The sequence below is a fragment of the Solirhodobacter sp. genome (assembly GCF_964715405.1).
Genome location: NZ_CBAICG010000066.1, coordinates 1 through 12,815, shown reverse-complemented (window position 1 = coordinate 12,815; position 12,815 = coordinate 1). Strand labels below are relative to the sequence as shown.

Here is a 12,815-nt window from a genome sequence, read left to right as displayed (position 1 = left end):
AGCACGAGTCCGTCCGAAAACCAGCTTGCCGCCATGACGGCGGCTGCGAAAGCCCGAAACCGGAGCACTTTGCCCGAACGCAGCCTCACCGCAACGATCAGGCAGCCAAATCGGCGCAGCCGAAGCGCTTGATCAGACGTTCCTTAGGTTTTCCGCTTTCGACAGGCTTACGCATGGTCCCTCCTTCTCCCCCGCCACTTCACTCGCTTTGGACAAAACATGTCCAAGGTTCGGTGAGGTGGGAAATTCCGCAAGCCATCGCTCTACAGAAACTATGGGAGAATATCGAGCTATTTCGTTCAAGAACGAAGAAGGGTCGAGGTGGTGATCACCTCGACCCAGTAGCACCTTCGCGGCGGGGAAATGATTACCAGACGTCCGGCCCCTTGTCGGTGAACTGACGGGCCAGGAAGTCGATGAACGCGCGCACCTTGGGCTGGGTGAACCGGCCGGGCGGATAGACCGCGTAGATGCCCATCAGTTCCACCGGCAGGCTCGGCATGGCCTCTTCGACCAGGCCCTCCTTCATCGCGCCGTGGTAGAGAAAGCTGGGCAGGTAGGCGATGCCAAGGCCCGAGATCGCGGCGTGCAGCAGCGATTGGCCGTCGTTCACCGTCAGCCAGCCAGCCGAACGCACCTGCCGCTTTTCGCCCGAGGGCGCGGTGATCTTCCAGACGTTGCCGTTGGCCTGATTCGAGTAATGCAGCAGCTTGTGTTCGTTCAGGTCGTCGATCTTCTCGGGGCGCCCGTAGCGCTGGAAATAGCGCGGCGCGGCGATCATGCGTTTGGTCGTTTCGGTCAGTTTGCGGGCGCGTAGCGTGCTGTCTTCCAGCTCGCCGATGCGGATCGCCATGTCGAACCCTTCCGAGATCAGTTCGACAAAGCGGTTGTTGAGGACCATGTTGACGGTGATATCGGGGTATTCCAGCAGGAAATCGCCCAGCACCGGCGACAGCAGGTTCACCCCGAAGTCGGTCGCCACCGAGATGCGCAGCAGGCCCGAGGGTGCCGTCTGCATCGAGGTGACCAGCGCATCGGCCTCGCCCGCGTCGTTCAGCACCCGTCGGGCGCGGTCGTAATAGGCCAGCCCGATCTCGGTCGGGCTGACGCGGCGGGTGGTGCGGTTCAGAAGCCGGGCGCCCAGTCGTGCTTCGAGCGCCGAGACATGCTTGGACACGGCCGACTTGGAGATGCCCATCTTCTTGGCCGCGTCGGTGAAGCCGCCCTGGTCCACGACCGTGGCGAAGGCTTCCATTTCGGTCAATCTGTCCATTGTCTACCCTATGCGTACTCTGCGCCGTCTGAGCGTTTATTGAGCCCAATTCAGGCAAGAATGCGGAGCCCACCCGACAATACTGGGGTATTCAAGGGATTGGTGAAGGGGCGGTAAACGCCGGGCGGGGTCAGAGCGTCGCGGCCAGCCGCGCGCCCTGGTCGATGGCGCGCTTGGCGTCCAGTTCGGCCGCCACATCCGCGCCACCGATGACATGGGCCGCGATGCCCGCCGCGGCGAGCCGGTCGGCCAGCCCGCGCGCCGGTTCCTGCCCGGCGCAAAGCACCACGGTATCGGCCGCGATCAGTTGCGGCGTGTCGCGTGCCGGGCCGTGGCTGACGTGCAGGCCCTGGGCGTCGATGCGTTCATAATTGACCCCGCCGATCATTTTCACACCCTTCATCTGCAACGCCGCGCGGTGAATCCAGCCGGTGGTCTTGCCCAGCTTGCGGCCCGGCTTTTCCGGTTTGCGTTGCAGCAGGGTGACCGCGCGCGCGGGGGCTGCGGGTTGCGGACCCTCGGGGGCCAGCCCGCCACGCTGCATCGCCGGATCAGCCACGCCCCATTCGCGGCGCCACAGATCGGGGTCGGTGGTGGGGTGATGCGCTTCGGCGAGGAACTCTGCCACGTCGAAACCGATGCCGCCCGCGCCGACGATGGCGACCGTCTTGCCGACTGGGGCGCGGCCGCGCAAGACGTCGATGTAGCTGAGCACGTTCGGCCCGTCCTGGCCCGGAATGCCGGGGTCGCGCGGGGTCACGCCGGTGGCGACGATGACATGGTCGAAGCCGCGCAGGTCGTCCACCGTCGCCTCATGCCCCAGCCGCGCCGCGATCCCGGACTTGGCGACCATCGTGGCGAACCAATCCACGAGGCCGGTGAATTCCTCCTTGCCGGGGATGACTTTGGCCATGTTCAACTGGCCGCCGATTTCGGGCGCCTTGTCGAACAGGGTCACGGTATGCCCGCGCCCCGCGGCGACCAGCGCCGCCGACAGGCCCGCGGGCCCGGCGCCGACAACGGCGATCCGTTTCGGGGCCGTGGTCGGCGGGTAGCGCAGTTCGGTTTCGTGGCAGGCCTGCGGGTTCACCAGGCACGACGAAATCCTGCCGCTGAACGTATGGTCCAGACAGGCCTGATTGCAGGCGATGCAGGGCGCGATTTCGGCCCCACGCCCCTCGGCGGCTTTCCTGACGAAATCGGGGTCGGCAAGGAACGGGCGCGCCATGCTGACCATGTCGGCGCAGCCCTCGGCCAGCACCGCTTCGGCCACCTCGGGCGTGTTGATGCGGTTCGAGGTGATGATGGGGATCGCGACATGGCCCATCAGCTTCTTCGTGACCCAGGCGAAGGCCGCGCGGGGCACCGAGGTGGCGATGGTGGGCACCCGCGCTTCGTGCCAGCCGATGCCGGTGTTCAGGATGCTGGCGCCCGCCGCCTCGATCGCCTTGGCCAGCGTCACCACCTCGTCGAAGGTCGATCCGTCGGGGATCAGGTCGATCAGCGAAATCCGGTAGATCACGATGAAATCGGGCCCCACGGCGGCGCGGACCCGTTTGACCACCTCCACCGGCAGCCGCATCCGGTTTTCGTAAGACCCGCCCCAGCGATCGGTCCGCTTGTTGGTATGGGCAACGAGGAACTGGTTGAGGAAATAGCCCTCAGACCCCATCACCTCGACGCCATCATAGCCCGCCTCGCGGGCGCGGGCGGCGGCGGTGGCGATGTCGGCGATCTGTTTCTCGATCCCGGCCTCGTCCAGTTCCTTCGGCGCGAAGGGCGAGATCGGCGACTTGATCGCCGAAGCTGAAACGCACTCCGGCCCATAGGCATAGCGCCCGGCGTGCAGGATCTGCATCGCGATCCGCCCGCCCGCATCATGGGTCCGGTCCGTCACGATCCGGTGGTTGGCGATGTCCGTCGGCGTGAACAGCCCCGCTGCGCCGGGGAACACGCCGCCCTCGCGGTTCGGGGCCATGCCGCCCGTCACCATCAGCGCCACGCCGCCGCGCGCGCGGGTGGCGTAGAACCCGGCCACCCGATTCCAGTCGCGCGTTTCCTCGAGGTTGGTGTGCATCGAGCCCATCAGGACGCGGTTGGGCAGCACGACATGGCCAAGGTCCAGCGGTGCGAGCAGGTGCGGATAAAGCGTCATCGGGGCCTCCCAGCGTTTGGCGCGATCCTGCGTCGGCGGCGGCCGCTTGTCACGCCGAACGCGGCGTCAGGCCCTTGTTGCCACGCCTGCCGCTGCTAACCTGACCGGGGGAGTGCATCATGGCGGACTGGGATTACATCATCGTCGGCGCCGGGTCTGCGGGCTGCGTGCTGGCCAACCGGCTGAGCGAAGACCCCGGCACCCGGGTGCTGCTGCTGGAGGCGGGGGGGCGCGACAGCTACCCGTGGATTCACATCCCGATCGGCTACCTTTACTGCATCGGCAACCCGCGCACCGACTGGATGTTTCGCACCGCGCCCGAGCCGCATCTGGGCGGCCGCACGCTGCTTTACCCGCGCGGCAAGGTGCTGGGCGGCTGTTCCTCGATCAACGGGATGCTGTATCTGCGCGGGCAGGCGGCCGACTATGACGGCTGGCGCCAGATGGGCAACACCGGCTGGGGCTGGGATGACGTGCTGCGGTATTTCCTGAAGTCGGAGGATTACTTCGGCGGCGCCTCGGCCCTGCACGGCGCGGGCGGCGAGTGGCGGGTGGAACAACAGCGGCTGCGCTGGGATATCCTCGACGACTGGATGGCGGCGGCGGTGGCGGCGGGCATCCCTGAGACCGACGATTTCAACCGGGGCGACAATGAGGGCGTGGGCTACTTCAAGGTCAATCAGCGCCGGGGCTGGCGCTGGAACACGGCGAAGGCGTTTCTGCGGCCCGCCATCGGGCGCCCGAACCTGAAGGTGGAAACCCACGCCCAGGCGGAACGGCTGATCCTCGACGGTCGCCGCGCGGTGGGGGTGCGGTTCCGCCAGAACGGTGCGCTGCGCGAGGAACGGGCGGCGCGCGAGGTGATGCTGTGCGCGGGCGCCATCGGTTCGCCGCAGATCCTGATGCTGTCGGGGATCGGGCCGGGGGCGCATCTGCAGGCGATGGACCTGCCGGTGGTCCATGACGCGGCAGGGGTGGGCAGCAACCTGCAGGATCATCTGCAACTGCGCTGCGCGTGGAAGGTATCCGGGGCGAAAACGCTGAACACGATGGCGAATTCGCTGATCGGGAAGGCGATGATCGGGCTGGAATACGCGCTGACCCGGTCCGGCCCGATGTCGATGTCGCCCTCGCAACTCGGCGCCTTTGCCCGCTCCACCCCCGGTAGCGCGACGCCCGATCTGGAATACCACGTCCAGCCGCTCAGCCTCGACGCCTTCGGCGAAGACCTGCACCCGTTCCCGGCGATTACCGCCAGCGTGTGCCACCTGCGGCCCGAAAGCCGGGGCACGGTGCGGCTGGCCTCGCCCGACGCGACCACGCCGCCGGTGATCGCACCGAACTACCTGTCGACGCCGGGTGACCGGCTGGCGGCGGTGCGGGCGATCAGGCTGACGCGGGCGATCATGGCGCAGGAGCCGATGGCGAGATACGCGCCCGAGGAGTTTCGCCCCGGCACCGCCGCGCAAACCGACCTTGACCTGGTCGAGGCGGCGGGCCGGATCGGCACGACGATCTTTCATCCGGTCGGCACCGCGCGGATGGGGGTCGATGCGGGCGCGGTGGTGGACCCGTCGCTGCGGGTGAACGGCATCGCCGGGCTGCGGGTGGTGGACGCCAGCGTGATGCCCGCGATCACCAGCGGCAACACCAATTCACCCACCCTCATGATCGCGGAAAAGGCGGCGGCGATGATCCGCGCGGGGCGGTAGCGCTCAAGCCAGCAGTTCGCGCACCCGCGGGATCACTCTGGTGCCGAAAAGCTCGATCGAGCGCATCAGTTGCGGGTGAGGCATCGGGCCCGACGAATACTTCATGTCGAACCGCGCCAAGCCGAGCGCCTTCGCGGTGTTGGCGATCTTGTCCGCCACCCGGTCGGGCGAGCCGACGTAGAGCGAGCCGTAATCCGCCTCGGCCTCGAACTGGCCGCGGGTGGTGGGTGCCCAGCCCCGTTCGGTGCCGATGCGGTCGTGCAGTTTCTTGTAGTGCGGCCAAAGCTGTTCGCGCGCCTCGTCATCCGTGTCGGCGATGTGGCCGGGGGAATGCACACCCAGCGGGCGCACCGGATGGCCCATCCGGGCGCAGGCGCGCAGGTAAAGATCGACATGCGGGCGAAACCGGCGCGGGTCGCCGCCGATGATCGCCAGCATCATCGGCACGTCCTGCACGACGCAGCGCACCACCGATTCCGGGCTGCCGCCAACGCCGACCCAGACGCCGAGCGGCTGCGACAGGGTCGGATAGACGCGCTGATCCGTCAGCGCGGCGCGCGTGTCACCGGTCCACGTCACCTGCGGTTCGCGGGCAAGCTTCATGAAAAGGTCGAGCTTTTCCTCGAACAGCTTCTCGTAATCCCCCAGCGCAAAGCCGAAAAGCGGAAAGCTTTCGGTGAAAGACCCGCGCCCCAGGATCACCTCGGCCCGGCCATTGGACAGCGCGTTCAGCGTGGAAAACCGCTGGAACACCCGCACCGGATCGTCGGACGACAGCACCGTGACCGCCGAGCCGAGGTGGATCCGGCTGGTGCGGCTGGCGATGGCGGCCAGCACCACCTCGGGCGCCGAGATGGCGAAATCGGACCGGTGATGTTCGCCCAGACCGATGAAGTCGATGCCGGTCTGATCGGCCAGGATGGCCTGGTCGACCACGTCGCGCAGCACCTGATCCTGCGACAGCAGTGCGCCATCCGGGCCTTGCGTCACGTCGCCAAAGGTGTCGAGGCCGAGTTCAAGGGTCTGGGTCATGGGGTCGCTCCGCTGCTCCGCTCAGATGTAGCGACGGCAGGGGCGTGGGGGAAGGTGCAGGGATGCACAGCGGATGTTTGGCGACCGGCGCCGGGGGCTTCGCGCCCCCGGACCCCCGCGGGATATTTCCGAACGGAAGAAGGTGCAGAGGGTCCGGTTAGCCGTTCTCTTGCAGCACCGACCCCGCAAGGTAGAGCGAGCCGCAGATCAGCACGCGGGCGGCCGGTGCCTCGGCGGCGATGGCGGCAAGGGCGGCGGCGACCGAGGGCGCGGTGACGGCGTCGATGCCTGCGGCGGCGGCGGCGGCACGGGTCTGTTCGGCGCTCAGCGTGGCGTGTTCGCCGGGGATCGAGACCGCGTGCAGGCGGCGGACATGGGGGGCAAGGGGGCGCAGGTAGCCGCCGATGTCCTTGGTCGAGAGCATGCCGCAGATCAGCCAGGTCGGGCGCGCGGGCATCGCGGCCAGGGTGGCGGCGATCGCCTCGCCGCCCGCCGGGTTGTGGCCGCCGTCGAGCCAAAGCTCGACGCCTGGCGCGCTGGCGGCCAGCGGGCCCTGGCGCAGGCGCTGCATCCGGGCGGGCCAGACCGCGCGGGTGACGGCGGCCTCGCAGGCGGCCTCGGTGTGGCCGAGGTGGCGCAAGGCCATCAGGGCGGCCCCGGCGTTGTCGATCTGGTGCGGCCCCGGCAGGTTGGGCCGCGGCAGGTCCAGCAGACCGTTTTCGTCCTGGAAGATCAGGCGGCCCGCCTCCTCGCGCGCGTGCCAGTGCTGGCCGTGCACCAAGAGCGGCGCGCCGAGGCGGGCGGCCTGCCGTTCGATTACCGCCAGCCCGGCGTCGGTCTGGGGGCCGACGATGCAGGGCACGCCGCGCTTGATGATTCCGGCCTTTTCGCCCGCGATCTCGGCCACCGTGTCGCCGAGGTACTGCTGATGGTCGAGCGAGACCGGGGTGATGATCGTCATCTGCGGCCGCTCGATCACGTTGGTGGCGTCGAGACGACCGCCAAGACCGACCTCCAGCAGCAGGGTGTCGGCCGGGGTGCGGGCAAAGGCGAGGAAGGCGGCGCAGGTGGTGATCTCGAAGAAGGTGATCGACCCGCCGCCGTTCGCGGCCTCGCATTCGGCCAGCAGCGCGGTCAGATCGGGTTCCGAGATCAACGCGCCCGCCACCCGGATGCGTTCATGAAAGCGGGCAAGGTGGGGCGAGGTATAGGCGTGCACGCGCTGGCCCGCGGCCTCCAGCCCGGCGCGGATCATCGCCTGGGTCGAGCCCTTGCCGTTGGTGCCTGCGACATGAATCACCGGTGGCAGCCTGCGTTCCGGGTGGTCGAGCGCCGCCAGCAGACGCCAGACCCGGTCGAGCGTCAGGTCGATGATCTTGGGATGCAGCGACATCAGCCGTTCCAGGATGATGTCGGACACGGCCGGGGCCGCGAGCGGAGAGGCGGTCACGTTTTGGCGGCTCCGTTCGGCTTGGCGGCGGGCGCCCGGGCCGGTTGGGGTGCGGCCGCCGCCGCGGCCGGTTCCGCCAGGTCGGCGGGCTTTGGCGGCGGCAGGTCGCCGCGCACCGCCGGGGGCTTGCCGGTCAGCAGCCGGACCAGCGACATCAACTCTTCACGCAGGCGCTTGCGATGGGTCACCCGGTCCAGCATGCCGTGATCCAGCAGGTATTCCGCGCGCTGAAAGCCTTCGGGCAGTTTCTCGCGGATCGTCTGTTCGATCACGCGCGGGCCCGCGAAGCAGATCAGCGCGTTGGGCTCGGCGATCTGCACATCGCCCAGCATGGCATAAGAGGCGGTGACGCCGCCGGTGGTCGGATGGGTCAGCACGACGATATAGGGCAGCCCCGCCTCTTTCAGCATCTGCACCGCCACGGTCGTGCGCGGCATCTGCATCAGCGACAGGATGCCTTCCTGCATCCGGGCGCCCCCGGCGGCGGAAAACAGGATCAGCGGCGCCTTGTGCTTGACCGCGACTTCGGCGGCGGCAACGATGGCGTTGCCGACATACATCCCCATCGAGCCGCCCATGAAGCTGAAATCCTGCCCGACGGCAACAACCGGGGTGCGCCCGATCTCGCCCTCGGCGACCAGCATCGCGTCTTTCTCGCCGGTTGCCTTCTGGGCCGCCTTCATGCGGTCGGGGTAGCGTTTCTGGTCGCGGAAATGCAGCGGGTCGGCCAGCGGCTCGGGCACCTTCACCTCGACGAAGATGCCGCCGTCGAACAGCGCGGTGAATCGCTCGCGCGGGGTGATCGCCATGTGGTGATCGCAGGAGGTGCAGACATTGAGGTTATCGGCCAGTTCGCGGTGGAACAGCATGGTGCCGCACTCCGGGCACTTGGTCCACAGGTTCTCGGGCACCTCGCGGCGCGAGAACAGCGAATTGATCTTTGGCCGGACGTAGTTGGAAATCCAGTTCATCGACTTTGCCGTCCTCGGGGTGTCTTTTGTCCGGTCCAGATAAGCCGGGGGGGCGGGAAATGCAATCGTGATGGGCGGCGGGCCCGTGCCGCGCCCGTGCCGGGGCCTGCGGTTCCGCTACGGCGCCGCGATCCGGCTCAGCCGATCCGCGACCATGTCCTGCAATTGCCACAGGTGGCGGTCATGGATGCCGCGCGCCTCAAGATGGGTGACGGTGCTGAACAGATACTCGGCCATCGAGCCGCGTTCGCCGGTCGCGGTGGCCAACGCATCGGCGACGTCGGCGATCTGCAGATCCCGGACGTAAAGGCCACTTCTGCGGTCGATCACGAAGGTGATGGCGCGCAGCGGCCCCGCCTCGGTGCGCACCGTGACCCAGCGCGGCACCATCGGCGAGGGCTGGCCCAGCATCTCGCGCCGCACCAGTTTGCCCAGCGATTCCGCCACCGCGTCGGGGGGCAGGCGATAGACCACGCCCTTGCACTGCCCGCCGCGGTCGAGCGCCAGCATCAGCCCCGGGCGGCCGGGCGAGGCGCGCAACACCGTGGTCCAGCCAAGGCAGAAGGCGCGATGCCAGCCATGCGCGACGCCGATCCGTTCCTCGGCCACTTCGCAGGCCGGGTTCCAGATCAGCGAACCATAGGCGAAGACCCAGACCCCGCCGCCCGCGGGTGCCGCGGCCAGCGTCCGGCCGACAACAAGGTCGTGTTCGGCTTGGGACAGGTGAACCGGCGCTGCAGCGGCGGTCGACGGATCGGGGTCGCGGAGAAATGCCGGAACGCGCGCGACCAGATCGGTCGTCAATCGCATCGGTCGTCGCTTCATGGGCATCCGCGCGCCTTTCCTGACAGCGGGCACCGCCGAGGTTTGCCGCCCGCGCACCGTGGCACCGGGGACATGATCCGGCAACAGCCGGCGTCGCGATCGTGCCGCCATCGGCCACAATCCTGCTTTGATCGGATCATCGTTTCGCCTTTGTCGTCTGTCAGATTGCACCTCGACGCGGGGATCGGCCTCGCCATGGAGCAGATGAACATGGGTGCGAAACGCTGGGCGGCGGCGGCCTTGGTGGCTGCAACGATGGCAGGGACGGCCGGGGCCTCGACGGTCACGATGACGGGCGACAACGTCACGATCAAATATCTGAACCCGGATGCCTCGACCGAACTCACGGGTTATGGCTTTCCGGTCAACGTGACGGTGGCGCCGGGCACCTCGGATGTGGTGCAGGATGCCTTTCCGGGCGGCCCCTATTTCACCGTCAACATGGAGCCGACGTCGATCATCGTGAAGTTCCTGCAAAACACGGTTTTCGGCCCGCCCGCCCCGTTTGACGGCATCGGGGTCTACGGCATCACCCAGCATATCTATGGCCTGAGCCAGACCGCAGCCTTTTCCGGCATCGTCTTGCAGGTTGGCCAGACGATCCTGTTCAACTTCGCCGGATCGCATACCTATGCCGCGGGCTCCACCGTTACCGCGAACATGACGCTGGCCCCGGCGCCGGTGCCGCTGCCGGCCGGGATCGTGGCGCTGCTGGCGGCGCTGGGGGGGCTTGGCCTGGTGGCGCGGCGGCGTGCGGCCTGAGTCCCGCGCCGAACCGGCGGGAAAATCTTGTGCGGTGGCGGGTGCGTCGCTATTGCAGAACGCGCCGAGGTATCGCGAGGACATCCCACGATGACCATCCGTTTCGAGCCATCCAGGCTGTGTGGGCGCGTTGTGGCCCGGCGCTTCGCCCCCACGGGGTGCCCACCGGGTGCCGGTGACATGACTTTCCGCACCGTCAGGGCCCCTGCGCGCGGCGCGGCAATCTGCGCCGCACTGCTGATGCTTGCCGGGTGCGACGGGCTTCCGGGCGCCGCCCCGGCCTCGATGGCGACGGCGGGTGGCGCGGTGGTGGTGGCCGGTCCGCCCGGATTCTGCGTCGACCCCGAAGCCAGCCATGCGGACGATGCCGGCGCCTTCGTGCTGCTGGGCAGTTGCGCCTCGATCTCGGGGGTGCCCGACGGGCAAAAGCCGACCCTGCGCGCCGTGCTGACGGCGGCCGTTTCGGCGGGGGCAACGGGTGGCGCCATCGCAGGGTCCGAAACGCAGCTTGGCGCCTTTTTCCGCTCGCCCGAGGGGCGCCGCGCGCTGAGCCGGTCGGGCAACCCCGACACGGTGAAGGTGCTGGGCATCACCCACACCGAAGGCGTGCTCATCCTGCATGCGCGCGACACCAGCGCCTTTCCCGGCCAATCCGTGTCGCCCGATTACTGGCGCGCGCTCTTTGACCTGAACGGCCACATCGTCACCCTCAGCGTGATTTCGGTGCCGCAGGCGCCGTTCACCGACGCTTCGGGCCTGCGCGCGCTTGAAACCTTCGTGGGCCATGTCCGGGGGGCCAGCCCCGCCGCGCCCGTCCCGGCCACCACACCGGTACCGGTCGGCTGACTCCGCCAACGGGGGTGGCTTCTTTACGATTTAGCCGCAATAATCCGTGGCGGATCAGGGCGATCCGCCCTTATTGTTTCCAATGGGGTGACAGTGTCAGGGGTGTCATGAGCCGAAGGGTCGATGCGGTGATGGATCAACTGCTGCAGCGCCGGGCGCTGCGGCGCTGGACGCAGTTCGCGGACATCGCCGAGGCGTCCGATCCTGCCGCGCTGCGCCAGCTTCGCGGCCGCGCCCGGGCGCTGAAACGGCAGATCGACCGTGTGCTGCATGTGGCCGAGGGGCGGCTGGCGTTGCCGATGGTCGGCTCCAACGCGATGCGCAAGCCGGCCACCGCCGACTGGTCCTGGCGCCCCGACGCCTGGCGCGGGCCCTTGCCCGTCCCCGGCATGGCCTCGGTCGAGAACAAGACCGAGATCGGGCCCGGCGCCACCGTCTTTCACGATTGCAAGGTCAGCGAACTGACCTTCCGCCAGCTTCGCAACCAGCGCGAGGCCGACCTTGCCCCCTTCGGCCTGCGCATGGACGTGTTCCGCTTCGACGGCAGCTTCCTGTCGCTGGCCATCGACCTGCCGCCCCAGGCGGTGGAGGGGTTGAAGCTCAAGCACCTGATCCGCCTCGACACCATCGTGGAAACCGAAAAGCCGCTGGAAATCTTCGCCCGCCTCAACGTGAAACACGGCCCCAACGTCGAACAGATCGTGCGCGAACTGCCGTTGGGCGAGGAAGAGGTGATGGTCGAATTCGACCTCGCCTACACCCGCATGAACGAAAAGCGGGTCGAACGGATGTGGGTCGACCTGATCTTCGAAGGCCCGCAGATGAACCAGATCACCCTGCGCGACGTCACCTTCTGCCGCCGCCCGCGCGCCGAACTGTAGGAGGGGCCGATGCCCGAGCTGACCCTTGTAACCGCGCGCATCCAGGACGGCATCTGGACCGGCGAACTCACCGCCGCCGCCGACGGCAACTATCAGCCCGACATCGAGGTGACCCACCTTCAGGTGCCGGTCGAGGGCGTCACCGTGGCCCAGGTGCCCGGCCGCCGCCTGACCTGGACCCTGCGCATCCCGATCCCGCTGGCCGCCCTCAGCGAGGGCGTGCAGACCCTCCTGATCCGCGACCGGCGCACCGGCGCCCGGGTCGGCAGCTTCTCCGTCGTCACCGGCGCCCCCCTGGAAGACGACATCCGCGCCGAGGTCGACCTGCTGCGCGCCGAACTCGACATGCTGAAGCGGGCGTTCCGGCGGCATTGCGTGGAGACGGCCGGGTAGGGGCGAGCCGACGCCGACGGCAAGGCGACAAGGGCGGCGACTGGCCCGACGGGGTGGGCGGATTGTGGAAGGTGTGATCCCGGCTTACTCACGGAAATCGGTTGGATTGGTTGCGTGCGTCTGAAATCGCTGTAGATTCAAGCTGCTAGACAGGAAACGACGGCAGCATCGGACGCAGGCATGGGTGAAACGTTACAGCCGGTCACGCCCAGTTTCAACCGGTCGCTTCGGATCGAGAGCAGGACCGATCGGCTGACCGGCGATCCGGGTGCGGTGGTGCTGAGAGAGATATTCGAGCGCAGCGGTATCCTTGGCTGGATGACCGCCCGCCTGAAGGACCCGCGCAGCCAGGTGGACCTCACCCATGACCTTGCCTCGCTCATCCGGACCTCGGTCTTGCTGTCGGCACAGGGCTGGCGTGACCACGACGATGCCGACGCGCTGCGCCATGACCCTGCCTTCCGGTTAGCGGCCAGTTCCTCGGCGGGGCTCACCCCACTCGGGGGGCCGGGACT

General features: G+C 68.1%; 12 protein-coding genes. 6 read left to right on the top strand and 6 right to left on the bottom strand.

Going from position 1 to position 12,815, the window contains the following annotated elements:
- Positions 1-367: 367 nt before the first annotated feature.
- Both AC11WY_RS18350 and AC11WY_RS18345 read right to left on the bottom strand, forming a co-directional pair.
- Complete coding sequence (locus tag AC11WY_RS18350) at positions 368-1,273, bottom strand: LysR family transcriptional regulator (RefSeq protein WP_482928168.1); 906 nt, start codon at positions 1,271-1,273, stop codon at positions 368-370.
- 130 nt (positions 1,274-1,403) lie between these two features.
- On the bottom strand, positions 1,404-3,428 hold the full coding sequence (locus AC11WY_RS18345) for an FAD-dependent oxidoreductase (RefSeq protein WP_482928167.1): 2,025 nt from the start codon (positions 3,426-3,428) through the stop codon (positions 1,404-1,406).
- A 119-nt stretch (positions 3,429-3,547) separates the two neighbouring features.
- Between AC11WY_RS18345 and AC11WY_RS18340 the strand changes: the two genes are divergently transcribed.
- Positions 3,548-5,140, top strand: a complete 1,593-nt coding sequence (locus AC11WY_RS18340; RefSeq protein WP_482928165.1) for a GMC family oxidoreductase — start codon at positions 3,548-3,550, stop codon at positions 5,138-5,140.
- 3 nt (positions 5,141-5,143) lie between these two features.
- Here AC11WY_RS18340 and AC11WY_RS18335 read toward each other — a convergent pair whose 3' ends face one another.
- The 4 genes from AC11WY_RS18335 to AC11WY_RS18320 all read right to left on the bottom strand — a co-directional run bounded on the left by AC11WY_RS18335 (position 5,144) and on the right by AC11WY_RS18320 (position 9,403).
- Complete coding sequence (locus tag AC11WY_RS18335; RefSeq protein WP_482928164.1) at positions 5,144-6,172, bottom strand: LLM class flavin-dependent oxidoreductase; 1,029 nt, start codon at positions 6,170-6,172, stop codon at positions 5,144-5,146.
- A gap of 157 nt (positions 6,173-6,329) precedes the next feature.
- Complete coding sequence (locus tag AC11WY_RS18330) at positions 6,330-7,565, bottom strand: bifunctional folylpolyglutamate synthase/dihydrofolate synthase (protein WP_482928170.1); 1,236 nt, start codon at positions 7,563-7,565, stop codon at positions 6,330-6,332.
- A 53-nt stretch (positions 7,566-7,618) separates the two neighbouring features.
- Positions 7,619-8,593, bottom strand: a complete 975-nt coding sequence (gene accD, locus AC11WY_RS18325) for an acetyl-CoA carboxylase, carboxyltransferase subunit beta (protein ID WP_482928163.1) — start codon at positions 8,591-8,593, stop codon at positions 7,619-7,621.
- Positions 8,594-8,710: 117 nt separating this feature from the next.
- Positions 8,711-9,403 (bottom strand): gamma-glutamylcyclotransferase, encoded by a 693-nt coding sequence (locus AC11WY_RS18320; RefSeq protein ID WP_482928161.1) that lies wholly within the window; start codon positions 9,401-9,403, stop codon positions 8,711-8,713.
- Between the two features lie 225 nt (positions 9,404-9,628).
- Here AC11WY_RS18320 and AC11WY_RS18315 point away from each other — a divergent pair, with 225 nt between their 5' ends.
- The 5 genes from AC11WY_RS18315 to AC11WY_RS18295 all read left to right on the top strand — a co-directional run.
- Complete coding sequence (locus tag AC11WY_RS18315) at positions 9,629-10,180, top strand: VPLPA-CTERM sorting domain-containing protein (RefSeq protein WP_482928160.1); 552 nt, start codon at positions 9,629-9,631, stop codon at positions 10,178-10,180.
- Between the two features lie 180 nt (positions 10,181-10,360).
- Positions 10,361-11,026, top strand: a complete 666-nt coding sequence (locus AC11WY_RS18310) for a hypothetical protein (protein ID WP_482928159.1) — start codon at positions 10,361-10,363, stop codon at positions 11,024-11,026.
- Between the two features lie 107 nt (positions 11,027-11,133).
- Positions 11,134-11,907 (top strand): DUF6478 family protein, encoded by a 774-nt coding sequence (locus AC11WY_RS18305; protein ID WP_482928157.1) that lies wholly within the window; start codon positions 11,134-11,136, stop codon positions 11,905-11,907.
- Between the two features lie 9 nt (positions 11,908-11,916).
- Positions 11,917-12,300, top strand: a complete 384-nt coding sequence (locus tag AC11WY_RS18300; RefSeq protein ID WP_482928156.1) for a hypothetical protein — start codon at positions 11,917-11,919, stop codon at positions 12,298-12,300.
- 180 nt (positions 12,301-12,480) lie between these two features.
- A partial coding sequence (locus tag AC11WY_RS18295) for a transposase (protein WP_482928154.1) occupies positions 12,481-12,815 on the top strand: 335 nt, incomplete at its 3' end.